Origin of the sequence: Demequina sediminicola (assembly GCF_000975055.1) — a bacterium.
Classification (GTDB): Bacteria; Actinomycetota; Actinomycetes; order Actinomycetales; family Demequinaceae; genus Demequina; species Demequina sediminicola.
Map to the genome: position 1 here is coordinate 276,536 of NZ_BBRB01000003.1, position 23,722 is coordinate 300,257.

The 23,722-nt window shown below is 63.3% G+C and carries 20 protein-coding genes; 6 read left to right on the top strand and 14 right to left on the bottom strand.

Annotated features, from left to right (window positions below):
- Positions 1 to 25: 25 nt before the first annotated feature.
- The gene (locus AOP79_RS08420) at positions 26 to 1,570 is read right to left on the bottom strand and encodes an MDR family MFS transporter (protein ID WP_062072519.1); all 1,545 of its coding nucleotides are present in this window, start codon (positions 1,568 to 1,570) and stop codon (positions 26 to 28) included.
- A gap of 185 nt (positions 1,571 to 1,755) precedes the next feature.
- A complete protein-coding gene (locus AOP79_RS08425) occupies positions 1,756 to 2,367 on the bottom strand; it encodes a TetR/AcrR family transcriptional regulator (RefSeq protein WP_062072521.1) in 612 nt (203 codons plus the stop codon).
- 96 nt (positions 2,368 to 2,463) lie between these two features.
- Here AOP79_RS08425 and AOP79_RS08430 point away from each other — a divergent pair, with 96 nt between their 5' ends.
- The gene (locus tag AOP79_RS08430) at positions 2,464 to 3,090 is read left to right on the top strand and encodes a vWA domain-containing protein (protein WP_062072522.1); all 627 of its coding nucleotides are present in this window, start codon (positions 2,464 to 2,466) and stop codon (positions 3,088 to 3,090) included.
- 42 nt (positions 3,091 to 3,132) lie between these two features.
- Here AOP79_RS08430 and AOP79_RS08435 read toward each other — a convergent pair whose 3' ends face one another.
- From AOP79_RS08435 to ilvD, 7 genes are all read right to left on the bottom strand, one after another.
- Positions 3,133 to 3,873: a M50 family metallopeptidase gene (locus tag AOP79_RS08435; protein ID WP_062072523.1), complete on the bottom strand. Its 741-nt coding sequence runs from the start codon at positions 3,871 to 3,873 to the stop codon at positions 3,133 to 3,135.
- Entirely contained in the window at positions 3,870 to 4,982 is a 1,113-nt protein-coding gene (locus AOP79_RS08440; RefSeq protein WP_062072524.1) for a branched-chain amino acid aminotransferase, read from the bottom strand. Before AOP79_RS08440 ends, AOP79_RS08435 begins: the two co-directional genes overlap by 4 nt.
- A 162-nt stretch (positions 4,983 to 5,144) precedes the next feature.
- Complete coding sequence (locus tag AOP79_RS08445) at positions 5,145 to 6,182, bottom strand: 3-isopropylmalate dehydrogenase (RefSeq protein WP_062072525.1); 1,038 nt, start codon at positions 6,180 to 6,182, stop codon at positions 5,145 to 5,147.
- Positions 6,179 to 7,207, bottom strand: coding sequence for a ketol-acid reductoisomerase (gene ilvC / locus AOP79_RS08450; RefSeq protein ID WP_062072527.1), 1,029 nt, complete (start codon positions 7,205 to 7,207; stop codon positions 6,179 to 6,181). The genes AOP79_RS08445 and ilvC overlap by 4 nt, the downstream gene beginning before the upstream one ends.
- Before the next feature lie 96 nt (positions 7,208 to 7,303).
- Complete coding sequence (ilvN, locus tag AOP79_RS08455; RefSeq protein ID WP_062072529.1) at positions 7,304 to 7,822, bottom strand: acetolactate synthase small subunit; 519 nt, start codon at positions 7,820 to 7,822, stop codon at positions 7,304 to 7,306.
- A 4-nt stretch (positions 7,823 to 7,826) separates the two neighbouring features.
- A complete protein-coding gene (locus AOP79_RS08460; protein WP_062072531.1) occupies positions 7,827 to 9,668 on the bottom strand; it encodes an acetolactate synthase large subunit in 1,842 nt (613 codons plus the stop codon).
- 396 nt (positions 9,669 to 10,064) lie between these two features.
- A complete protein-coding gene (ilvD, locus tag AOP79_RS08465; protein WP_062072533.1) occupies positions 10,065 to 11,762 on the bottom strand; it encodes a dihydroxy-acid dehydratase in 1,698 nt (565 codons plus the stop codon).
- Positions 11,763 to 11,856: 94 nt separating this feature from the next.
- Here ilvD and AOP79_RS08470 point away from each other — a divergent pair, with 94 nt between their 5' ends.
- From AOP79_RS08470 to AOP79_RS08480, 3 genes are all read left to right on the top strand, one after another.
- Positions 11,857 to 12,684 carry a MerR family transcriptional regulator gene (locus AOP79_RS08470; RefSeq protein WP_062072535.1) on the top strand — a complete coding sequence of 276 codons (828 nt, stop codon included), beginning with the start codon at positions 11,857 to 11,859 and terminating at the stop codon, positions 12,682 to 12,684.
- 460 nt (positions 12,685 to 13,144) lie between these two features.
- Complete coding sequence (locus AOP79_RS08475) at positions 13,145 to 13,705, top strand: NADPH-dependent FMN reductase (RefSeq protein WP_062072537.1); 561 nt, start codon at positions 13,145 to 13,147, stop codon at positions 13,703 to 13,705.
- Between the two features lie 162 nt (positions 13,706 to 13,867).
- A complete protein-coding gene (locus tag AOP79_RS08480; protein ID WP_062072539.1) occupies positions 13,868 to 15,223 on the top strand; it encodes a cryptochrome/photolyase family protein in 1,356 nt (451 codons plus the stop codon).
- On the opposite strand, the gene AOP79_RS08485 is transcribed toward AOP79_RS08480, so the two are convergent.
- Positions 15,220 to 16,152, bottom strand: a complete 933-nt coding sequence (locus AOP79_RS08485) for a 2-hydroxyacid dehydrogenase (RefSeq protein WP_062072542.1) — start codon at positions 16,150 to 16,152, stop codon at positions 15,220 to 15,222. The two genes, AOP79_RS08480 and AOP79_RS08485, sit on opposite strands and share 4 nt — an antisense overlap.
- Positions 16,153 to 16,418: 266 nt before the next feature.
- Between AOP79_RS08485 and AOP79_RS08490 the strand changes: the two genes are divergently transcribed.
- Together AOP79_RS08490 and AOP79_RS08495 are read left to right on the top strand one after the other, a co-directional pair.
- Positions 16,419 to 17,768 carry an anaerobic C4-dicarboxylate transporter family protein gene (locus AOP79_RS08490; protein WP_062072544.1) on the top strand — a complete coding sequence of 450 codons (1,350 nt, stop codon included), beginning with the start codon at positions 16,419 to 16,421 and terminating at the stop codon, positions 17,766 to 17,768.
- Positions 17,769 to 17,798: 30 nt separating this feature from the next.
- A complete protein-coding gene (locus AOP79_RS08495; protein WP_062072546.1) occupies positions 17,799 to 19,154 on the top strand; it encodes a M20/M25/M40 family metallo-hydrolase in 1,356 nt (451 codons plus the stop codon).
- Between the two features lie 316 nt (positions 19,155 to 19,470).
- On the opposite strand, the gene gatB is transcribed toward AOP79_RS08495, so the two are convergent.
- The 4 genes from gatB to AOP79_RS08515 form a co-directional block, all read right to left on the bottom strand.
- Positions 19,471 to 20,979: an Asp-tRNA(Asn)/Glu-tRNA(Gln) amidotransferase subunit GatB gene (gatB, locus tag AOP79_RS08500; protein WP_062072609.1), complete on the bottom strand. Its 1,509-nt coding sequence runs from the start codon at positions 20,977 to 20,979 to the stop codon at positions 19,471 to 19,473.
- Positions 20,980 to 20,984: 5 nt separating this feature from the next.
- Positions 20,985 to 22,490, bottom strand: a complete 1,506-nt coding sequence (gene gatA, locus AOP79_RS08505) for an Asp-tRNA(Asn)/Glu-tRNA(Gln) amidotransferase subunit GatA (RefSeq protein WP_062072548.1) — start codon at positions 22,488 to 22,490, stop codon at positions 20,985 to 20,987.
- Positions 22,487 to 22,786 (bottom strand): Asp-tRNA(Asn)/Glu-tRNA(Gln) amidotransferase subunit GatC, encoded by a 300-nt coding sequence (gene gatC / locus AOP79_RS08510; protein ID WP_062072550.1) that lies wholly within the window; start codon positions 22,784 to 22,786, stop codon positions 22,487 to 22,489. The genes gatA and gatC overlap by 4 nt, the downstream gene beginning before the upstream one ends.
- Positions 22,787 to 22,880: 94 nt before the next feature.
- Positions 22,881 to 23,471 (bottom strand): GNAT family N-acetyltransferase, encoded by a 591-nt coding sequence (locus tag AOP79_RS08515; RefSeq protein WP_062072552.1) that lies wholly within the window; start codon positions 23,469 to 23,471, stop codon positions 22,881 to 22,883.
- Positions 23,472 to 23,722: the final 251 nt, after the last annotated feature.

Below are 23,722 nucleotides of genomic sequence, written 5' to 3' on the forward strand. Positions count from 1 at the left end.
ATCAGCGCCCGCCCCACCATCGGCCCTATTCCACAGTGGTCGAGAGCGTGGTCTCCCTCACGAACAAGAGCGACACGAACGCGACCACGGCCAGCGGAATCATGAACGCGAAGATCGGCAGTAGCGCCTCGTTGTACGACTCAATGATGGGGATCCGGATTGCATCCGGAAGCGAACTCACCATCCCTGGCGTGAAGGACGCCGACGAGTTGCCGGCATCCGCTGCCGCCTCCCCAAGTCCGTCCAGGTGCGCATGGAGGCCCTCGGTGAGACGAGTAGCGAACACCGATCCCACAATGGCGGAACCCACGGTCGCGCCCACCTGCCGGAAGTAGTTGGTGGAGGCGGTCGCTGTCCCCACGATCGAGTTGGGGAACGAGTTCTGCACAATCAGGACAATGATCTGCATCGCCAAACCGATACCCACGCCAAACACCGCCAGGTACGTGCACAGCACCCATGTGGGCGAGTCGACTTGCAGAGTAGACAACAGATACAGGCCGATGCCCATCACGAGTGCGCCTGCTAAGGGGAACGCCTTGTACTTGCCAGTGCGAGAGACGATCTGGCCGGATCCGATGGACGCCACCAGCAGGCTTCCCATCATGGGAACCATGAGCAGGCCTGCGGTAGTGGCCGAGACGCCGGTCACCATCTGGATGTAGGTGGGCATGTAGCCGATGGCACCGAACATCGCGATACCGATCATGAGTCCCGCAAAGGTGGCGGCGTTGAAGTTACGGTCACGGAACAGGGCGAGTGGAATCACGGGTGACGCTGCCCGGGATTCCACCCACATGAACATGGCGGCCAAGGCTACGGTGCTCACGGCCAATCCGATGATGAGGGCGCTGTCCCAGGCGTACGTGCCGCCACCCCAGGTGCACACGAGAACGAGTGTGGTGGTGGCGGCTGAGAGCAACGCCATGCCGAGGTAGTCGATGGGCGGGCGTGGTTCGTCCCTACGTGGCGGCAGCTTCAAGAACGCCACCGTCGTCGCAATCGCAACGAGGCCCAACGGCACAGACAGCCAGAACGCCCAGCGCCATCCAGGCCCTTCGGTCAACCAACCGCCGAGGAGTGGTCCCGCGACCGAGGAGACGGCGAACACTGACCCCATGATGCCCATGTAGCGCCCGCGCTCACGTGCTGGCACGACGTCAGCGATCGCGGCTTGCGACAGGATAATGAGGCCACCGCCCCCGAGGCCCTGCACCACGCGTGCCGCGATCAGCATCTCGATGTTGGGGGCCAGACCACCCACGATTGAGCCAACAATGAACACTGTGATCGCTGTCAGGATCGCGGGCTTGCGCCCCACAATGTCGCTCACGCGCCCGTAGATCGGCATCATGATGGTCGCCGCAAGGATGTACGACGTGATCACCCAGGTCATGTGATTCACACCGTCGAGTTCTCCCACGATGGTGGGAAGCGCGGTGGACAGCACTGTCTGATTGAGGGAAGCCAACAGCATCGTGACCATGAGTCCGATGAACAGCAGGGTCAGGTGGCGCTGGGCACTTGGCGTGCGCTGTGTTCCGGTTTTCTCGACAGTGGTGGTCGTCACTCAATCTCCTCAATACGTCTGGGGCGCGCCACGTGGACGCGTCAGCAGTGCAGGGCGTTGCGCGTCACGGGGTCTACAACGCCGGCATCGTCTGCCTTGGTGCAGTTTATGCACTAGTGCAAGAATTTCCAAGTTGGGCAACGTCAGATCGCGCGGGATCATTCCCGCGCAAGGATCGGGGGGCCTTAGAGGTCGTTCGCGAGGATGCGCTGGAACAGCGCAATGGTCTCGTGAAGATCATCCTCGGGCCGGGCCGATGCCCCGGTTCCGATGGGACCATCGGTCACCTTGAGGGCGGCGCTGGCAAGGAGCACCATGGAGCGCAGCATTCGCGGATTGCGTGAAATCTCGACCGCCCAAGGCTCATCCGCCTCAGAGATCATCGGCGCGATCAGCTCCTCAACCACGGCAGTGTGCTCAGCTACCCGCACCCGCAAACCAGGAAACTCCGCCACCAACGCCCGTCGCGCCGGCTTGCCGATATCGACCACAATGCCCGCACGCCACACCACCGAGATGAGGTGGATCACCGCCTCGAAGACATTCGAGGCAGCCTCCTCACGGAAACGGTCAAGAACCACATCGGCCACGACCGGCTCATTGAGACCCAGAATCGCGTCCTCTTTGGACGGATAGTAGTTAAAGAAAGTCCTACGAGATACGCCAGCGCGCTCAGCGATCGCGTCGATCGTCGCGCCTTCGAGGCCGTGCTTGCGAGCCAATTCCACAGCCGCCATATGCAGGTCTTGCCACGTCTGTTCACGTTGGCGCTGCCGCAGTCCGGGCGTGGTGCTCATGCCTTCATTCTTGCACCTTGACGCTCATGTCAGACCTCCGTGTGACAGTGAATGCCAAGCGCGGGAACGCCGCGGCACCAACTGAGGGAGTGCACCATGACTGATTCGACCTACACCGCACTGTTGCTCATCATCGACCGCTCGGGGTCAATGATGGGTATACGCGACGACATGCTGGGCGGACTCACCCGCCTCGTCGATGCCCAGGCCGCAGAGCCCGGACGTCTCACCATCGATGTTGTGCAGTTCGACGATGAGATTGAGCACACCCATCACTTCTGCTCGCCCGAGGACCTGGCACTGACCCTGGAACCCCGTGGCACCACGGCACTGTGGGATGCGGTCGGCCGCGGCATGGCGGACTTTGGTCAGGCACTCGCAGCCCTATCTGAGGACCACCGCCCACAAAACGTCCAGGTGGTCGTCATCACCGACGGCATGGAAAACGCCTCCGTGGAGTACACGGGCGCCGCGTTGAACAAAGCAATCACGCGCCAGCGTGAGGACTACAGCTGGAACTTCACGTTCCTGGGGGCGAATCAAGATGCGATCGCGACCGCGCGCGACATGGGAATCTCTGCCGAACACGCTCTGACCTACGCGACCACCGATGGCGCTGTAGCGGCGGCAAGTGATGCCCTCAGCCACCACATCAGCGCAGTGCGTGCTGGCGACGTCGGGGGTTTCAGTCAGGGCGACCGCGACGCTGCGTTGAACCGCTAGAAAGCCGTCACGCTCGGTTGCGTCAGGCGGGTGGGGTCAGGCTTACCCCTGAACACGAACGGCGGAGGTCAGCTCGGCCAGCATCAACCAACCGCCGAACAGTGCACACGCAACCGTCACCAGCCAGAACAGCACAATCCACACCGATGCTGGCACTTTGGTAATCCGCGACAGCGCATCCGCGTCTGAACCCTGGCCACTAGATGCTCGGTGCGATGACCCCAACTCCACCACTGCTCGGACAGCACCAAGCAACAGAAGCCAACCCACGCCATAGGCAACTCCGACGCGCCACGGGTCCGGGGCCGACCATGACAACCACGCGAACCCACCGATCGCAAAGAGAAGCACAAAGAAGCCGTACACGTTGCGGATCTGCACCAAGACGATCACCAGTATCAGCACCACGACCCACAGCAGGGCGAACGCATAGCCCGCGTGCAACAACGACGCGGCTCCGAGCCCAAGGAGCGCCGGGGCTGGATAGCCCGCGAACGCCGTCAGTGCCAGAGGACACCGCTTCGTTGACCCTGCATGGGTGGTCAGACCCGAGGTATCGGAATGCAGTCGGATTCCTCGGACCTGGCGACCAAGCACCGTAGCCACCAGTGCGTGCCCTACCTCGTGGGCGATGGTGACAACATGCCGGGCTGCATGCCAGAGCTGCGGCACCAGCAACACGACGACAACGACGGCGAGCGGCCACAGCGCCGCCTCCGGGGTCGCGCTCACCTGAGCAGTGACATCACCCCAGAGCGTGTCGAAGACGTCGCCGATACTCAACCGACTCGGTGCATCCAGCCGTAGGTGTCCTCAGCGCGACCATACTGAACGTCGGTGAGCCGCTTGCGAATCGCCATCGTGACGTCACCAGCCTCTCCCCCGTTAATGGTCAGGTCGAACTCGGGGGATGCCAGACGCCCCACTGGTGTCACCACAGCCGCGGTGCCACAGGCAAAGACCTCGGCAATATCGCCGGACTCGACCCCAGCACGCACCTCATCGAGAGTGATGTCCTTCTCCACAACCTTACGGTTGTCGTCTTCCAGCAGCTGGATCACGCTCGAGCGCGTGATGCCCTCGAGAATCGTCCCCGTCAGGCGGGGAGTCTCAACGGTGCCATCGCGGCGCACCACGAAGACATTCATGCCACCGAGCTCTTCAAGGAAGTTACCCTCGCGAGCATCGAGGAACAGCACCTGTTGGCAGCCTGCCTCGAAGGCCTGCTGCTGGGGAAGCAATGAGGCTGCATAGTTGCCGCCGCACTTGGCGTCACCGGTGCCACCAGGGCCTGCACGGTGATACCCCTGCGCGACCCAGATTGAAACGGGCTTCACTCCGCCAGCGAAGTAAGGCCCCACCGGAGATGCGATCAATAGGTAGTCGATGACGTGTGCGGGACGCACTCCGAGGAACGCTTCGGAGGCAAACATGAAGGGGCGCAGATAGAGACTGGACTCTTCTGTACCGGGCACCCAGGGCTCGTCGATCGCGACGAGTGCCTCAATGGACCCGAGGAAGTCGTCGACGGCTACCTCAGGCAACGCGAGGCGGCGTGCGGACTTGTTAAAGCGCTCCGCGTTTGCGACTGGACGGAAGGACCACACTGATCCGTCTTCCCAGCGGTACACCTTGAGGCCTTCAAAGATCTCCTGGGCATAGTGGAGTACTGCGGCAGCGGGATCCAACTGCAGCGGCCCATACGGCTCGACGCGCCGGTCAGCCCACCCCTCGCCCTGACGCCATTGCATGCGGACCATATGGTCCGTGAACTGGGTCCCGAACTTGAGGTCGGACAGCGCCTGAGCACGTGCATCGGCGCTCAGGGGCTGGGGGTGGCGGTGAACCTCAAAGCCCTCAGCTCGCGAGGACGGTGCGGTGGCGGCGGTCACGATGAGCCTTCCTAATGACGACGATCTACGCGTCAGCGGTGTGTGAGTGCCCAAGATCGGTCGATTTGGGCACTCACACACCGCCTCAGCGCAACGGGTGCGGTGTGAACCGCAGGTGCGGTGTACGCCGCAGGTGCGGAGCGAACCCCGCAAGGTGCGGTGTTAGCCGCGAATACGTGCTGCAAGGGCGTCGCCCACCTCAACGGTGGAACGTGAGCCGTCCTTCTCTGCTGCGTCGGCGGCCACGGCCGCCTCGACCCGAGCTGCAAGCTCAGGGTACCCGAGGAAGTCGAGCATCAGCGCAACGGAGAGAACGGTCGCGGACGGGTCCGCGATGCCCTTGCCTGCGATGTCCGGGGCCGAACCGTGGACCGGCTCAAACATCGACGGTGCTGTCTTGTCAGGGTTGACGTTGCCCGATGCGGCCAGGCCAATACCGCCGGAAATGGCAGCAGCTTGGTCGGTCAGGATGTCGCCGAACAAGTTGTCGGTCACAATGACGTCAAACTTTCCTGGGTTGGTCGTCATCACGATGGTCGCTGCGTCGATGTGCAGGTAGTCCCACGACACGTCGGGGAACTCCGGAGCAACCTCTTCGACAGTGCGGCGCCACAAGTGGCCGGCGTGAACCAGAACATTGTGCTTGTGCACCAGTGTGAGTTGCTTGCGCTCACGCTTGGAGGCCACCTCGAAGGCGTAGCGGACGACGCGCTCGACACCGTGACGAGTATTGACCGAAACTTCGGTCGCGATCTCGTGCGGGGTGTTGACGCGCAGTGCGCCACCGTTGCCCACGTAGGGGCCTTCGGTGCCTTCGCGTACGACCACGAAGTCCACCTCGTCGACATCGCGCAGTGGCGAAACTTCTCCGGGGTAGAGCCGTGACGGACGCAGGTTCACGTACTGGTCAAGGGCGAAACGCAGCGGCAAGAGCACGCCGCGCTCGAGGACTCCCGAAGGCACGGATGGATCGCCGATGGCGCCCAGCAAGACGACGTCATGCTGCTTGATGGCAGCGAGGTCGTCGTCGGTGAGCGTCTCACCGGTCGCGTGCCAACGCTCTGCACCCAGGTTGAAGTCGGTGGTTTCGAACTCGATGTCAGTGTCCGCGATGGCCGCGGCGAGGCACTTGAGCCCCTCCGCGACGACCTCCGGACCAATGCCATCTCCGGCGACAACGCCAAGCTTGTACGTGGTCATCGGGCGGTCTGACCATCCACGTAGTCGGTGTCCACATCGTTCTTCCATGCGAACAGCTTGCGCAGTTCACGGCCGGTCTCCTCGATCGGGTGACCTTCGCCCTTGGCACGCAGTTCCGCGAATTCCTTGCCGCCGTTGTCCTGGTCGTCGATGAAGCGCTTGGCGAATGCACCGGACTGGATGTCTGCGAGCACGGCCTTCATGTTTTCCTTGACCTCAGGAGTGATGACGCGTGGGCCGGAGACGTAGTCGCCGTACTCAGCGGTGTCGGAGACGGACCAGCGCTGCTTGGTGATGCCGCCTTCCCACATGAGGTCGACGATGAGCTTGAGCTCGTGGAGCACCTCGAAGTAGGCGATCTGAGGTTGGTAGCCCGCCTCGGTGAGCGTCTCGAAGCCGTACTGGACGAGTTGCGATGCGCCACCGCAGAGAACAGCCTGCTCACCGAACAGGTCGGTCTCGGTCTCTTCGGTGAAGGTGGTCTTGATGACGCCGGCGCGAGTGCCGCCGATGCCCTTGGCGTAGGACAGCGCGAGGGCCCAGGCGTTGCCTGATGCGTCCTTTTCCACAGCGACGATGTCAGGGATGCCGCGGCCTGCAGCGTATTCGCGGCGCACGGTGTGGCCGGGAGCCTTGGGGGCGATCAGGATGACGTCGACGCCTTCGGGAGCCTCAATGTAGCCAAAGCGGATGTTGAATCCGTGTGCGAAGGCCAGAGCCTTGCCCTCGGTGAGGTGCGGCTTGATGTCGTCGTTGAAGATGGTGCGCTGGTGCTGGTCCGGCGCAAGGATCATGATGACGTCGGCCCACTGTGCGGCCTCGGCAACGGTGCTGACGGTGAAGCCGTCTTCCTGGGCCTTCGCTGCGGACTTGGAGCCTTCGCGCAGTGCAACGTGCACCTCGACGCCCGAGTCACGCAGGTTCTGAGCGTGTGCGTGGCCCTGCGAGCCGTAACCAACAACTGCGACCTTCTTGCCCTGGATCAGGCTCAGGTCAGCGTCGTCTTCATAGAACATTTCAGCCATGCTGGGATCTCTCCTTCTTGTGAAAACTGTCAATCATGGAGGGCCGATGCCTCGGTAGCGCCGGCCCCAAAACGTCAGATGTGCAGTGACATCCAGTTATGCGCTGGCGCGATCAAAGGCGCGCTCGGTAATGGAGCGGGCGCCGCGGCCAATAGCCACGGTTCCCGACTGAACGATTTCGCGGATGTCGTGTGATCCAAGAGCCGCAAGAAGCGCCTCAAGCTTTTCCGGGGCACCCACTGCTTCGATGACGAGCGAGTCCGAAGCGACGTCAACGACGTGGGCGCGGAACAGTTCGACGATCTGAAGCACGTCAGCTCGCTGGCGCGCGTCGGCCCGGACCTTGACGAGGATCAGGTCACGCTGCACGGACTTGTCCCGTTCGAGTTCAACGATCTTGAGGACGTGCACCAGCTTGTTGAGCTGCTTGGTCACCTGTTCCAGGGGAAGCTGGTCAACGTCGACCACCACAGTGATACGCGAGATATCTTCGTGCTCGGTTTGGCCCACGGCAAGTGAGTGAATGTTGAACGCCCGGCGTGAGAAGAGGCCAGCAACGCGTGCGAGCACGCCGGGCTTGTTCTCCACGAGGACGGAAAGAGTGTGCCTAGTCATCGTCTTACTCCTCCTCCCCGCGGTCCCACTCGGGGGCAATGCCGCGGGCGTACTGAATCTCATCGTTGGACGTACCAGCTGCGACCATGGGCCACACCATCGCGTCTCGTGACACCGTGAAGTCGACCACCACTGGCTGGTCGTTGATCTCCATGGCGCGCTTGATCGTGGCGTCAACATCTGCGTCGGACTCACAGCGCAGTCCTGCGCAGCCCATGGCTTCCGCTAACTTCACGAAGTCCGGGATGCGCTGGGTGCCGTGGCCGGTGTGCAGGTCCGTGTTGGAGTAGCGCTGGTTGTAATACAGCGTCTGCCACTGGCGGACCATGCCCAGCGATGAGTTGTTGACGATCGCCACCTTGATGGGGATGTTGTTGATCGCGCAGGTCACCAACTCTTGGTTGGTCATCTGGAAGCAACCGTCGCCGTCGATTGACCACACGGTGCGGTCTGGCTCTCCGACCTTGGCACCCATGGCCGCTGGCACTGAAAAGCCCATGGTTCCGAGTCCACCCGAGTTGATCCACGTGTTGGGACGCTCGTACTTGATGAACTGGCTTGCCCACATCTGGTGCTGACCCACACCCGACGTGAAGATGGTGTCCGGGCCGGAGATCTCACCGAGTCGCTGGATGACGTGCTGAGGGCTGGACAGGCCGTCGTCGGTGGGAACGAAGCCCAGGCCGTACGTGTCGCGCCACTGGTCGAGCTGCGCCCACCAGGCTTCGAGGTCTGGCTTGCCGTGCTTGAGGTGCTCTTCTTCGAGAGCGGGCACCAGTGCGTCGAAGACTTCCTTGAGGTCTCCCACGATCGGCACGTCGACGGCACGGTTCTTGCCGATCTCCGCGGGGTCGATGTCGGCGTGAACGATGGTCGCGTGAGGTGCGAAGGACTCGAGCTTGCCGGTCACGCGGTCATCGAAGCGTGCTCCAAGGGCGACCACGAGGTCGGCCTTCTGCAGCGACGCCACCGCAGCCACGGTGCCGTGCATGCCGGGCATGCCCAGGTGCTGCGGGTGTGAGTCGGGCAGGGCACCGCGCGCCATCAGGGTGGTCGTGACGGCAGCACCGGAGAGGTCGGTCAGCTTGCGCAGCCCAGCCGATGCTCCGGAACGGATCACGCCGCCGCCCACGTAGAGCACGGGACGACGTGCCGTCGCGAGCAGTCGTGCTGCCTCCTGAACGGTCTTGGAGTGCGGACGCGCGCCAGAGTTGAAGCCTGGCAGTTCGATGCGCTCGGGCCACTGGAAGGTCATGGGTGCCTGCTGGGCGGACTTGGTGATGTCCACCAGCACGGGGCCCGGGCGGCCGTGCGTGGCGATGTAGAACGCCTCCGCGATGGCCTGTGGGATCTCGTTGGGGTCCGTCACCAGCACGTTGTGCTTAGTGATGGGGGCGGTGATGCCGACGATGTCCGCTTCCTGGAATGCGTCCGTGCCAATCAAGCTCGCGCCGACCTGGCCGGTGATAGCCACCATCGGGATGGAGTCCATATTGGCGTCAGCAATGGGCGTCACCAGGTTGGTGGCACCGGGGCCCGAGGTTGCGATGCAGACTCCAGGCTTGCCCGTAGCATGCGCGTAGCCCTGAGCGGCGTGACCTGCACCCTGTTCGTGACGCACCAGAATGTGGCGGACGCGCTGTGAGTCCATCAGGGGGTCGTAGGTCGGAAGGATTGCTCCGCCGGGAAGGCCAAAGACATCCGTAGCGCCTGCGCATTCGAGCGACTTGATGATTGCCTGAGCGCCTGTCATCTCTTGGCCGTTGGCGGCCTGAGCTAGGGCTGAGGGCTGCGGTGCCAGCGCAGAAGGCTTGGGGGCCTTGACCTGTGCCATCTTCTCTCCCATTGAGTGATTCGGTGGTGAGCCGGTTCTTGGGTCCGCCTCACATGGAAAAACCCCTAGGCCGCTGGTGGCTATCGGGGTCTGCGCGCGGACGTTGCCAGTGCTGGGGACTAAGTGTCCGCGCGCTTGATAACGCCAAGAATCGTCTGCATGAAAGAGACTCTACGCCGGGTTACCTGCAGATGTCACCATCTGGACGCGTAATCTCACTATGTGGTTTACCGTATCAAATAATGAGACAACCCAACTGCTGGTCGAAGCCTGTCCCCCGCTCCACGAACCCTTGTCGCTTGTGGCTGCTCGCTAGGACCACAGGCTCTTGAGACACAACGACCCCGGCATCGAACCGATGCCGGGGTCGCCCAGCCAGCCCAAGCATCGGCTGGCTGCAATATTTCGTTAGGCGAGCACAGCGCCCGTGGACGCGGACTGCACAAGCTTCGAGTACTTGGCGAGCACGCCACGCTTGTAGTTGTGCGTCAGCGGTTCCCAACCTTCACGGCGAGCCGCCAGTTCCTCGTCGGAGACGTGCAGGTCAAGCGTCGCGTTCTCGACGTCAAGCGTGATCTTGTCGCCGTCCTTCACGAACGCGACCGGGCCGCCGTCGACTGCCTCGGGTGCCATGTGGCCCACGCACAGGCCGGTGGTACCACCCGAGAAGCGGCCATCGGTGACAAGCAGAACGTCCTTGCCCAGACCCGCGCCCTTGATGGCGGCGGTGATGGCGAGCATCTCGCGCATTCCGGGACCGCCCTTGGGGCCTTCGTAACGGATTACGACCACGTCGCCGGCCTGGATGGTGCCGTCCGCGAGCGCATCGAGTGCGGCGCGCTCACGGTCGAAGACGCGAGCGGTGCCCTCAAACACGCTGGTGTCGAAGCCTGCGGACTTCACCACGGCACCCTCGGGGGCAAGGGTGCCCTTGAGGATCGTGATGCCGCCGGTCTTGTGAATCGGGTTGTTGAGCGCACGTACTACGCGGCCGTCGATCTTGGCTGGCTTGAGCTCCTCCATGTTTTCCGCGAGCGTCTTGCCGGTGACCGTCATCACGTCGCCATGCATGAGGTCGGCCTCGAGAAGCGTGTTCATGACGGCAGGAACGCCGCCGACGCGGTCAACATCGTTCATCACGAACTGACCGAAGGGCTTGAGGTCACCCAGGTGCGGCACCTTCGCGGCGACGCGGGCAAAGTCGTCCAGCGTGAGGTCAACCTCGGCCTCGTTGGCGATCGCGAGCAGGTGCAGTACCGCGTTGGTGGAACCACCAAAGGCCATCACGACGGCGATGGCGTTCTCGAAGGCTTCCTTGGTCATGATGTCGCGAGCGGTGAGCCCCTGGCGCAGCATCTCCACGACGGCTTCGCCCGATTTCACGGCGTAGTAGTCGCGGCGGCGGTCAGCAGACGGCGGTGACGCGGATCCAGGAATCGACATACCGAGCGCCTCGCCCACGGAGGCCATGGTGTTGGCAGTAAACATTCCACCGCAGGCACCTTCACCGGGGCAGATGGCCTTCTCGATCGCGAGACGGTCCTCTTCTGACATCAGACCGCGCTGGCAGGCACCCACAGCCTCGAAGGCGTCAATGACGGTGACGTCTTTCTCCGTACCGTCGGAGAGCTTGACGTGGCCCGGCATGATCGATCCGGCGTAAAGGAAGACCGACGCGAGGTCCAGCCGCGCGGCAGCCATCAGCATGCCTGGCAACGACTTGTCGCAGCCGGCCAGCAATACGGAGCCGTCCAGACGCTCGGCGCTCATCACAGTCTCCACCGAGTCGGCGATGACCTCGCGCGACACCAGCGAGAAGTGCATTCCCTCGTGACCCATCGAGATGCCGTCGGACACCGAGATAGTGCCGAACTCGAGCGGGTAGCCACCACCGGCGTGTACACCGTTCTTGGAGGCCTTTGCGAGGCGATCCAGAGAGAGGTTGCAGGGAGTGATCTCGTTCCACGAGCTGGCGATACCGATCTGCGGCTTGGCAAAGTCGTCATCGCCCATCCCGACTGCGCGAAGCATGCCGCGCGAGGCGGTCGCTTCCAGTCCATCGGTTACCTGGCGGGAACGGGGCTTGATGTCGGGAGTCTGCGTCATAGACGCGAGTCTAGAACGGGCCGATGCCCGCCGTTGCCCGGCGCGCCAAAACGCGCCTTGACATTGACGTTGCGTCAACTTCTACAGTGGAAACATGAACACACAAGACAGCAACTCCCCGAGCCGACGCGGCGCGCACGCGCCTGACGTCGACGGCGACGGCGACGGCGACGGCACTGTGGACATCGCACAGGTGGCCCGCATGAGTGGAGTGACCTCACGCACCCTGCGCCACTACGACAGCATCGGCCTGCTCCACCCCTTGGAGACCGGACCGGACGGCAGGCGGCACTACGGGCAACACGAAATCTTGCGGCTCCAGCACATCCTCGTACTGCGGGAACTGGACACTCCCCTCGCGGACATCGCACGCATCATCGACTCGGATGACCCCACCGTGACCGCGGCAACTCTCCGTGACCACCTCTCCGCGCTCACCGCGGAACGCGACCGCTACGCACGACTCGCAGCAACCGTCGCACACACCATCGACTCGCTAGAGAAAGGCACCGCTATGACCAACGAAGAAATCCTCGACGGCTTTGACCACAAGCGCTACGAACCCGAGGCCCGCGAACAATGGGGCAATGATGCTGTCGACCGCTCGAACGCCAAATGGGAAGCCCTGGGCAAGGAAGGCCAACAACAGCACCTTGACGCTCACCGTGAGGTCGTGGAGGCCCTGGGTGCCGCAATTCGCGTGGGATTCACGCCCGAATCACCGGAAGTGCAGGAGATCGTCTCGAAGCACTACGCCTGGGTATCCCTGTTCTGGACGCCCACTGCCGAGACCTACCGCGGCCTGACCCAGATGTATGTGGACGACGAGCGCTTCCGCAGCAACTACGACGAGGTCGCACCCGGCGCAGCAGCCCTCCTGCGCGATGCCGCCGACATCTATGCGGAGCGCGAGCTCGACTAGGGAGGCATCCGCCCCTCAACCCAGCGCCCCGACACGCCCGCCGCAACATCCACGGCGCCACACCCCCCGCGCCCCGATACACCCGCCGCCGCCCAGCGCTGCATTGCGCCACCCGCGCCCCAGCGGTCCCCACCCGCGCCCCAGCGGTCCCCAGTGGTGCTTAAGTGCCCACCGAAGGCCATTGTGAGCACTCACGCACCACTAGGGCGGAGCAACTCCGCTAAGGCCGAGGTGCACCGCTGGGGCCGAGCAACTCCGCTGAGGCCAAGGTGCACCGCTGGGGCCGAGCAACTCCGCTGAGGCCAAGGTGCACCGCTGGGGCCGAGCAGCAGAGATCCCCAGGCACCCGGGCCAGAAAATTACATGCGCCGGGAATAGTTGAGGCATCACGTATTGTTGTCCGGTGTGCCGCCACCGTAGACGGCGGCCTCCCCTTGCACCTCTTCGAAAGGACTCCCCCATGCCTCGCATCGGCATCATCGTGGGCTCAATCGCCCAGAACTCCATCAACCGCACCGTGGCCAACGTGCTCCCCAGCCTCGTGGCAGACACTGAGGTCGAGTTCGAGTTCATCGACATCAGCGCGCTGCCCCTCTACAACTACGAGCTCGATGGCGCATGGCCCCAGGAGGCCACCGACTTCAAGGCAGAGGTCGACGCCGTTGACGGAATCATCATCGTGACCCCCGAGTATTCGCGCTCAATCCCCGGCGCCCTCAAGAACGCTCTGGACTGGGCTGCGCGCCCCTGGGGTCAGAACTCCTTTACTGGCAAGCCGACCGCCATCATGGGCGCATCGATCTCCGCTGTCGGAACCGCTGCCGCTCAGCAGCACCTGCGTGCGATCCTCGGCCACTTCAACGCTCCCACCATGGGACAGCCCGAGACTTTCTTCCACTTCTCTGCTGACGCATTTGGTGCGGACGGTTCGCTTCAGGACGGTACACAACTTGCTATCCTTGAGAACTTCGTCACCGCTGCCGTCGCTCACATCACTCAGTTCGCCCCTGTGGCGGCCTAAGTAGCGAGCAGTTTGACCACCTAGTCGTGGGCGACTCTGCGACCCACCCCTCCCCGCAGAGCGAACCGCCCATCCGCGTTCAGCGCCACACACGGCGCTGCGCGCGACCTAGCGCAATGGCCGTCCGGGAACACCCGGGCGGCCATTGCCGTTTACCGACACATGGATGAGACCCGACCGGCCCTGTGGTGGGCCCGCCGCGACCTCCGCATCTCCGACAACCCCGCCCTCGTGGAAGCAACCAGGAGGGCCGATGCTGGCGCAGTTTTCGTATGGACGCGCGGCATCCACTTGTGGTCGGGACGACGCTCCGGTCACCTTGCACGGGTGCTGTGGCAGCTGCGTGACGCGCTCGGAGGTGCATTGGCGGTACGCCGCGGAGACGCCGCCACTGTGGTGCTCGAGGCTGCACAGGAAGCCGATGCTGCGGTGGTCTGGGCAGCACGGGAGTACAGTCCGTCCGGCATCACTGAGCAGGAGTCAGTGGCGGCCGCACTGAAGGCCGATGGTCGCGCGCTGAAGCTCATTGGCTCGCCGTATGCGGTAGCCCCTGGTCGCGTGACCAAGGCTGACGGCACTGAGTACAAGGTCTTCACTCCTTTTCGCAATGCTTGGCGTGAGCACGGCTGGCGGGCACCCGCGGCCGCCGCCGATCTGAGGCAGATGCGCTCATGGCAGCGTCACGACGCCGATGTGGACCTGGACCAGATGGCAGCCCACGGCGACTCCTCGGATCCGCTCGTCACTCTCCACGAGTTTCGTGAGGACCGCATACTCGAGGCTCTCGAGGACTTCGTGGCGTCGGACATCGACCGCTACTCGACCGACCGCGACCGGCCAGACCTCGACTCGACGTCGCACCTGTCCGTGGCCTTGGCGTACGGCCAGGTTCACCCGCGAACCGTGTTGGCCGAGACAGGGCCCCTCCAGGGCGATGGCCCGCGCGTCTTCGAGTCAGAACTGGCGTGGCGTGACTTTCACGCCGATGTTCTGTTCCACCACCCGCAGGCACGGCGAGACTCACTTACCCCTGTGCTGGCGGATGACGACTGGCTGACTGGCCGCGAGAGCGATGCCGTGTTCATGGTATGGCGTGATGGCCTGACGGGATTTCCCTTGGTCGATGCCGGGATGCGGCAACTTCAGCAGACGGGCTGGATGCACAACCGCGTGCGCATGGTCGTCGCCAGTTTTCTTGTGAAGGACCTGCTGGTCCCCTGGCAGCGCGGCGCCGATTACTTCCGTCGAGCGCTACTTGACTACGACCACGCCCAGAACCAACTCAACTGGCAATGGGTGGCGGGAACAGGGCGGGACGCTTCACCATTCTTTCGGATCTTTAACCCCGTCACGCAAGCCGACAAGTTCGACCCTCAGCGTCGATACGTCCAGCGCTGGGTGCCCGAAGTCGACACGCCTGCCTATCCCAGCCCCATCGTCGACCACAAAACTGCACGCGCCGACACGCTGGCACTGCATCAAGCGGCCAGGAGCGCGCGTCAAGGCACCTCGAACTAGTTGACCCGGTTGACGGGCCCCTTGCCCGCGCGAAGCGATGCGATCTGTGCGTGCACGAGAGCGACGTATCGCTTGTCTGTGGTCTGAGCAAAGCCCGCAACGTGCGGAGTCAGCACCAGTCCGGGTGCGGAGTAGAGCGGGTGTCCATCGGGAAGTGGCTCCGGATCGACGACGTCGAGGGTCGCACGGATTCGCCCTGTCTGCAGTTCCGCCACCAGTGCGTCGGTGTCCACCACTGCACCGCGACCTACATTCACCAACAAGGCATCATCGGCCATTGATGAGAGGAATTCACCATTGACGAGCCGGTCGGTGGTGTCATCGTGCGGAGTCACGATCACCACAATGTCGAACTGTGGCAGCAACGTCAGCAGATCGCCCACGGCGTGCACGGTGGTGCCATCGGGTGCGGTGCGAGCGGACCGCGCGACTCCTTCGACGGTCGCCTCGCATGCGCGCATGCGCTTGCCAATGGCCGCACCGATGGACCCGTAGCCGACGACGAGGACCTTTTTGTCGGCCAGCGATGGTGCCGTCTCGTACGGTTCCCATGTCTCGCGCCGTTGAGCATCAATGAACTGCGGGAGCCCGCGCTGGCTCGCGAGCGCCAGCAGTAGCGCCATTTCCGCAGTGCGGGTGTCATGGACTCCGCGTGCATTGCACAGGGCCACTCCGTCTGGCACATAGGGCAATGCATGTTCGTATCCGGCTGACGGAATCTGAATCGCCTGCAGGTTCGGCAGCTCCCTTAGCCGGGCGTAAACCTTGCGACCGCCGGTGCGGTGCGCAAGACACGCAAGAGTTATGCCTTCGGCGTGCTCGGCGGGTGCATCTTCGACTGCGGGGTTCCACACCACAACGCGTGCATCGTCGCCCACGTCTCCCACGGCATCGGCCGTATCGGTATCTGGGACTGAAACGGTGATCATCCCGTCAGTCTGTCACGTGCTCTGCCCACCCCACGCGCCCCAACAGTTTGAACCAAAGGTTGCCCCGGCACGCCGATGCTCCCGCCCGCCCCGGCCCGCAGCGCGGCGTGTCGTGGCGTCGACTGGTTCGTACTGCCGGAGTGGAGACTGGTTCGCAGTGCCGGAGTGGAGACTGCGGGAGGCGCAAAACCCCAGGTGCGCGTATCGTCTTTGTCACAAGTCCACCGGCAGTGAGGGCGAGGCGTGACAACGTTGAGTGGGGTCTCATGGACCTGATCTTCATTCTGGAAGTGCTGGTCGTACTGGGCGCCATCATCATGGGCACCCGGGCCAGCGGAGTTGGCGTGGGCGTCTGGGGCGGCGTCGGCACGTTTGTGCTGATCTTCATCTTCGGCGAAGCCCCCGGTGAGCCTCCAGCCGATGCCATCGCCATCATCCTCGCGGTAGTGACCGCCGCCGCACTGATGCAGGCCTCGGGCGGCATCGACTGGATGGTCGCCATGGCCGCGCGGGTCATCGAGAAACGTCCGCGCCAGATCACCTTTTTGGCTCCGCTGACCGCTTTCTTGTTCTCCGTAGGCGCAGGCACCGGAAACATCATCTATCCCCTGCTCCCCGTCATCTACGACGTCTCCTACCGCAACCACATTCGCCCCTCGCGGCCTCTCACTGTCACGGTCGTCCAATCGGGAATCGCACTCGCCGCCTCCCCCGTATCGGCGGCGATGGCCGCGATGCTGACCCTCACTGACGTAGCGCCTTACAACTTGGGATTGGGCAAGATCCTTGCGATCACCTTCCCCTCCTGCATCATCGGCATCCTTGTCACTTCGTTCGTGGTGAACCGCATGTGGCGCGACATGGATGTGGACCCAGAGATTCAGCGCCGCATCGCGGCTGGGGAGATTCCACCGCCCACGGCCGATGCTGGCACGGGTGCCGCGTCATCGAAACTGACGTACACCTCACGTGGGCGCAACGCGGCAGCGGCGTTCCTCATCGGTGTGGGTGCGATCGTGGTGTTCGGTTTGTTCCCAGACCTGCGCCCATCGTTCACTATCGACGGCGAAGCGGAGACCGTCAGCATGACCGTCACCATCGTGCTCGTGATGCTCGTCGCCGCCGCGGTCATCATGTTCGTGGGCCGCCCCAAAGTCGACACGGTGCCAGGCCAATCGGTCTTTAAGGCCGGAATGATCTCCGCGATCGCACTCTTTGGTATCGCCTGGCTGACAGCCACCTTTATCCAGGCACACGAGGACCTCATTGTCTCCACCGTGGGCGCATGGGTGACGGACTGGAAGTTCCTCTTTGCCGTAGCCGTGTTCCTGGTCGCTGCGATGACCACCAGCCAGTCCACTGCCACCAGGACCATCGTGCCGATCGGTCTCGCTGCTGGCCTTCCGCCGGGGATCATCACCGGCATGTGGGGCGGCGCGCTCGGAGGGGTCTATACGCTGCCCGCCAACGGCCCACAGATTGCGGCCGCGAACTTCGACCTCACCGGGTCTACCAAACTAGGAACCAAACTCATCGACCACAGCTTCTTTGTGCCGATGCTGGTACTCGTCGTCACGACCGTGGCATCAGGTGCAGCCATTGGAGCGTTCTTCTAGTGATACACGCCACGAACTGAAAGGCCAGTCATGAACCCAGACAACGTTGCCGCCACCGTCCGCGATCTCATGCCCGGCGTGGTGGAGGACCTCAAGGAACTCATCGCTATTCCGTCGATCGCGTTCCCGGGTTACGACGAAGAGCCCGTGCACGCGATGGCGCAGCGGACGCTGGAACTCATTCAGGAAGCCGGGATTCCGGACGCCCACTTGGCTGATGTTCCCCATGGCTACCCGCCGATCTACGGTGAGGTCCAAGGGCCTGAAGGCTCCCCCACCGTTGTCCTGTACGCGCACTATGACGTGCAGCCAGCACACAAGTCACAGGGTTGGACCTCTGACCCCTGGGTGCCCACTGTCAAGGACGATGGGCGTATCTACGGCCGGGGTGCCGCTGATGACAAGTCGGGGCTGGTCAGTTTGCTCGGCACTTTGCGTGCCTTGAAGCAACTGGATGGCGAGTTCCCGTGCACCATTCGCATCATCATCGAAGGTATGGAAGAGACGGAAAGCAACCTCGAAGAGTTTGTCGAGGCACATCCCGAGCTCTTTGGCTGCGACGTGTTTGTGATTGCCGACATGGGCAACCTCCGCGTGGGCGAACCTGTGCTCACCACGGCGCTTCGTGGAGACGTCTCCTGCACGGTCACCGTCCGCACACTCGATCACCCCCTGCACTCCGGTGTCTATGGCGGACCTGCACCGGACGCCATGATGGCGCTTGCTCGCCTACTGTCCACGCTTCACGACGACGCCGGTGACGTCGCGGTTGCTGGCGTGACCTCGTTCCCGTGGACCGGCTCCGACATGACCGAGGAAGACTTCCTTGCCGGCGCGGAACTGCTCCCAGGAGTATCCATGACCGGCACAGGAACCATCGCCGACCGGCTGTGGTCCAAGCCCTCGATCAACGCCATCGGCGTCGACACGACCTCCATTGCGGACTCCTCCAACGTGGTCCTGCCTGAGGCCAGCGCCAAGATTTCGATGCGCATCGTCCCTGGGAGCAACCCTGAGGACGAACTGGACGCGCTGGTCGCACACCTCGAGAGCCACGCTCCGTGGGGCGCTCAGGTCGAAGTCCAGCGAGTCAAAGCAGCGTATCCGTTCCAGGTCCCGACAGATGGGCCAGGCTATGCCGCCGCGCGTGAAGCCATGACCGCAGCGTTTGGTCAAGACACCAGCGAGGCAGGTTCGGGCGGTTCGATTCCCCTGCTCCAGACGCTCCAGCACGCATCCCCGAACGCAGAGTTCATTCTGTGGGGACCAGAAGACGTCGCGAAATCGCGCATTCACGCCTCCGACGAAAGCGTCGACCCCGCCGAGATCGAAAGCATGATCGTGGCTCAGGTGCTCCTGCTTCGGGGCCTGCCAGCACGTTTCTAGGACGCACGCTTTCAGCCCGTCCCTGACACTACGATGCAGCGACACGGCACACCGGTGACACCACGCAGCTGTGACACCACGCAGCTGCGACACCACGCAGCTGCGACACCACGCAGCTGCGACTTAACGACACTTCGAAGCAGTGACACTACGAAGCAGTGACACTACGAACCGGTGAGAACGCAACACGCCGGGCCTCGTATCCCCTTGAGGGGCGAGACCCGGCGTGTGTGCCGTTTCTGTGGTTCGTACTGTCAACGCGTACTGTCCGCACTGTCCGCTGCGGACCGTCATCGCGAACTGTAGGGCGGGAGTCTTAGCCCTCTACCCCTGCTCGCTGGAGGATGATCTCCCGCACGCGACCAGCATCGGCCTGGCCGCGGGTGGCCTTCATGACAGCGCCGACGATAGCGCCAGCGGCCTGAACCTTGCCGTCCTGGATCTTTGCCAACACGTCAGGCTGTGCCGCGAGGGCCTCATCGACCGCTGCCTCAAGAGCAGAGTCATCCGAGACGACCTCAAGGCCTCGTGACGCCACCACCTCAGCAGGCGAGCCTTCGCCAGCAAGAACCCCTTCGAGCGCCTGACGTGCGAGTTTGTCGTTGATCTTGCCCTCGTCGATGAGCCCCTGAAGTTCGGCAATGTGCTCGGGTGTGACGGGCAGGTCTGGAAGTGCAATCTCGCGGTCGTTCGCCGTGCGAGCGAGCTCACCCATCCACCACTTGCGAGCCGCCTGTGGCTTGGCACCAGCAGCAACCGTGGACGCGATGAGGTCAAGCGCATCGGCGTTGACAGCGTCGCGCATCTCCATGTCGGAGAAGCCCCACTCTTCCTTCAAACGAACGCGCATCTTCGCGGGGTGCTCCGGCAGCGTGCCACGCAGTTCCTCAACCCACTCGCGGCTCGGCTGAACCGGCAGCAGGTCAGGCTCGGGGAAGTACCGATAGTCCTCGGCCTCTTCCTTGGAGCGTCCTGGGGTCGTGGAGCTAGTGTCCTCGTGCCAGTGCCGCGTCTCCTGCACCACGGGCTGGCCCGCGAGCAGCAGATCGGCCTGACGCGCGGCCTCATGGTGAATCGCGCGTTCGATGGCGCGCAACGAGTTCACGTTCTTTGTCTCGGAGCGCTTACCAAACGGCACGGCGTTCTGGTCTTCACCGGCCGCCGCCTTGGGACGCAGCGAGAGGTTCACGTCTGCACGGACGGAGCCCTGCTCCATGCGCCCGTCGGAGATACCGAGCGCCTTGACGATGTCACGAATGGTGGCCACATAGGCGCGGGCTACCTCAGCCGTCCGAGCACCGGCACCCGTAATGGGGTGGGTGACAATCTCGACCAGGGGGACACCGCCGCGGTTGTAGTCCACGAGCGAGTGCGAGGCTCCCTGGATACCACCAGTACCGCCGACGTGGGTGTTCTTGCCGGCGTCCTCCTCCATGTGGGCGCGCTCGATGCCGATGGTGAAGACTTCACCGTCGTCGAGCACCACGTCAAGGCTTCCCTCATAGGAGGTCGGCTCGTCGTACTGAGAGATCTGGTAGTCCTTCGCCAGGTCTGGGTAGAAGTAGTTCTTGCGCGCGAACCGGCTCGATTCGCGGATCGAGCAGCCCAGCGAGAGTCCCAGTCGAATTGCGGACTCGACAGCCTTGTCGTTCACGACGGGCATCGAGCCGGGCAAACCCAGGCATACCGGGCAGACCTGCGTGTTGGGTTCAGCACCAAACTCGTTAGCGCACCCACAAAACATCTTGGTCTTGGTGTTGAGTTCGACGTGAACTTCGATGCCGAAGACCGGGTCGAACTGTTCCATCGCGGATTCATAGGTCATCTTGCTCACTTGGCCACCTCCAACTCGGGGGCCTGCGAGGCCAAGGGGCCACCCCACTCTTCCGCGAGCTTCTTCTCCAAAGCCGCGCCGATGCGGTACATGCGGGCATCCTCGTGTGCCGGCGCAAGAATCTGGAAGCCGGTGGGCAGTCCATCTTCTGGTGCCGTGCCCGAGGGCAGCGACATGCCGGGGATACCAGCGAGGTTCGCGGGGATCGTCGCAACGTCGTTGAGGTACATCGCGAGTGGATCGTCGATGCGCTCTCCCAACTTGAACGGGGTCGTGGGCGTTGTAGGGCTGACCAGCACATCGGCCTGCTCGAAGGCGGCCTCGAAGTCCCGCTGAATGAGCGTGCGCACCTTCTGTGCGGAGCCGTAATAGGCGTCGTAGAATCCGGCGCTCAGCGCATAGGTGCCGAGCATGATGCGGCGCTTTACCTCATCGCCGAAACCTTCCGCACGTGTGGCGGCCATCGTGCGCTCCACGTTGCCCTTCTCCACGCGCATTCCGAACCGCACCGAGTCAAACTTTGCGAGGTTGCTCGATGCCTCCGACGGGAGAATCAGGTAGTAAGCAGCGAGCGCGTATTCGAAGGACGGGCACGAGACTTCAACGATCTCAGCGCCGAGTTCCTTGAGTTTCTCCAAGCCCTCGTTGAAACGCTGTTCAACGCCTGCTTGGTAGCCCTCGCCGGAGAGTTCCTTGATGACGCCTACACGCACACCGGTGAGGTCGCCCTCGCGTCCCTGGCGTGCCGCTTCGACACAGGACGGCACAGGCTCTTGCAGGCTTGTAGCGTCCATCGGGTCGTGGCCGCCCATGACCTCGTGTAGCAGCGCCGCGTCTTCCACGGTGCGTGCACAGGGACCAAGTTGGTCGAGTGAGCTGGCGAGCGCGATGGCACCATAGCGGGACACGCCGCCGTACGTGGGCTTGACTCCCACCGTGCCGGTCACGGATGCAGGCTGGCGGATGGAGCCACCGGTGTCCGAGCCGATAGCGAGGGGGGCTTCCCATGCTGCGAGCGAGGCAGACGATCCTCCGCCGGAGCCACCGGGAATCCGCTCGAGATCCCATGGGTTGTGGGTGGGCCCGTAGCCGGAGTGTTCGGTTGACGACCCCATGGCGAACTCGTCCATGTTGGTCTTGCCCAGAATGGGCATGCGGGCCTCACGCAACTTGCGCGTCACTGTCGCGTCGTACTGGGGCTCCCAGCCTTCGAGGATCTTCGAGCCCGCAGTGGTAGGCATACCCTGCGTCACAAGGATGTCCTTCACCGCAATCGGCACACCAGCCAACTCGGGAAGTTCTTCGCCAGCTGCGCGAGCTTCGTCAACGCCACGTGCCGTTTCCAGCGCCTGTTCACCGTTGATGTGCAGGAACGCGTGGACGGCGCCGTCAACTGCAGCGATCCGGTCCAGGTGTGCCTGTGTCAGCTCTACCGAGGTGACTTCTCCGCTCTTGAGGGCAGCCACCATTTGGGCGGCCGATGCTCGGGTCCAGTCGGTCATGCTTCCTCCCCTAGGATCTGGGGAACGCGGAAGCGACCCTCTTCCGCTTCAGGTGCGCTAGAAAGCGCGGCCTCTTGTGTCAGCGACGGGCGCACCTCGTCGGGACGATGCACATTGGCCATCGGGATGGGGTGGCTTGTCGCAGGCACGTCTTGGCCGGCGACTTCCGCGACCTTGGCCACAGAGTCCACGATGGCAGAGAGCTGCCCGGACATGCGGTCGAGGTCCTCATCGGTCATATCAATGCGTGCAAGCGCCGCAAGGCGCGCCACGTCAGAACGTTCGAGGGAAGACATGTGCGCAAGTCTAGTAGCGCCGCAACTGTCCAAGCCCCGCTGTCGCCAATTTCTCAGTAGTCGTTCCTCGCACCACGAAGCTGAGCGGCACGCATCAGACGTTGGAGGTGGAGGGGTCCCACGAGTAGCCGAAGAGCCGGATGGCGGTGTTGTGAGGGGGCAGGTCCTCGGCGTCTTTCAAGGACACTTTTGTCACTGAGCCGTCCTCATTGTCGATGACTACCCAATCAAGATCCTCGCGGCGCTCGAATCCCAGCCGCAGATACAACTTGTGTGCGATATGCATGGATTCCATCGTGGACAGAACCACACGCTCGGCACCTTGGTCCACCGCACGGCGCATTGCTGCCGTTGTCAGCTTTGCACCAATACCCCGGCCACGTTCAAGCGGCGACACAGCCAACATCCGTAGCTCAAACTCACGTCCGGTCGCGAGTTCAGCAAGCGACGACCCTGGGGGCACCACTGTGATGGTTCCCACGGCAGAGCCGGACCCATCCGCACCGTCTGCCATCACGAGGAGGTCGGCATCAGTGGCCCGCGTACGGGCATCTTTCAGTTGCGGAATGTACGGGTGCGCCTGATCCACCAGGCCATCTGAGAGGTACGCGAGAGCTGTCAGTTGCCCCACCTCGGACAAACGCGTTGAGTCGTCGGGATCGACAACCAAAATGTGCTCACTCATGACCCTCCAAAGCGCATGTGCCCCACGCAGCCCCCGTTGGCTGTCCGTTTCATCCAATGTATCCGCATTACAGACACATTGCCAAGGGAAGGATCTGGTTTTGCCAACATTGTGGAAAGCCGGTGGTGCTCAACGGGGCGCCGAGGGGCTCCAGGAGGTGCAAGAGTACCGACGCTAGGGCCGGATCGAGTCCGGCCTCGGGTCGGGGGCCGAAAACACGAGAGCCCCCACCGCATTGGTGGGGGCTCTCG

Bases quoted from the DNA above. Each gene is read 5' to 3' on its own strand.
- AOP79_RS08425 (WP_062072521.1), bottom strand. From the start codon at position 2,367: ATGAGCACCACGCCCGGACTGCGGCAGCGCCAACGTGAACAGACGTGG.
- AOP79_RS08430 (WP_062072522.1), top strand. From the start codon at position 2,464: ATGACTGATTCGACCTACACCGCACTGTTGCTCATCATCGACCGCTCG.
- AOP79_RS08445 (WP_062072525.1), bottom strand. From the start codon at position 6,182: ATGACCACGTACAAGCTTGGCGTTGTCGCCGGAGATGGCATTGGTCCG.
- ilvC (WP_062072527.1), bottom strand. From the start codon at position 7,207: ATGGCTGAAATGTTCTATGAAGACGACGCTGACCTGAGCCTGATCCAG.
- ilvN (WP_062072529.1), bottom strand. From the start codon at position 7,822: ATGACTAGGCACACTCTTTCCGTCCTCGTGGAGAACAAGCCCGGCGTG.
- AOP79_RS08460 (WP_062072531.1), bottom strand. From the start codon at position 9,668: ATGGGAGAGAAGATGGCACAGGTCAAGGCCCCCAAGCCTTCTGCGCTG.
- ilvD (WP_062072533.1), bottom strand. From the start codon at position 11,762: ATGACGCAGACTCCCGACATCAAGCCCCGTTCCCGCCAGGTAACCGAT.
- AOP79_RS08470 (WP_062072535.1), top strand. From the start codon at position 11,857: ATGAACACACAAGACAGCAACTCCCCGAGCCGACGCGGCGCGCACGCG.
- AOP79_RS08475 (WP_062072537.1), top strand. From the start codon at position 13,145: ATGCCTCGCATCGGCATCATCGTGGGCTCAATCGCCCAGAACTCCATC.
- AOP79_RS08480 (WP_062072539.1), top strand. From the start codon at position 13,868: ATGGATGAGACCCGACCGGCCCTGTGGTGGGCCCGCCGCGACCTCCGC.
- AOP79_RS08485 (WP_062072542.1), bottom strand. From the start codon at position 16,152: ATGATCACCGTTTCAGTCCCAGATACCGATACGGCCGATGCCGTGGGA.
- AOP79_RS08490 (WP_062072544.1), top strand. From the start codon at position 16,419: ATGGACCTGATCTTCATTCTGGAAGTGCTGGTCGTACTGGGCGCCATC.
- AOP79_RS08495 (WP_062072546.1), top strand. From the start codon at position 17,799: ATGAACCCAGACAACGTTGCCGCCACCGTCCGCGATCTCATGCCCGGC.
- gatB (WP_062072609.1), bottom strand. From the start codon at position 20,979: ATGACCTATGAATCCGCGATGGAACAGTTCGACCCGGTCTTCGGCATC.
- gatA (WP_062072548.1), bottom strand. From the start codon at position 22,490: ATGACCGACTGGACCCGAGCATCGGCCGCCCAAATGGTGGCTGCCCTC.
- gatC (WP_062072550.1), bottom strand. From the start codon at position 22,786: ATGTCTTCCCTCGAACGTTCTGACGTGGCGCGCCTTGCGGCGCTTGCA.
- AOP79_RS08515 (WP_062072552.1), bottom strand. From the start codon at position 23,471: ATGAGTGAGCACATTTTGGTTGTCGATCCCGACGACTCAACGCGTTTG.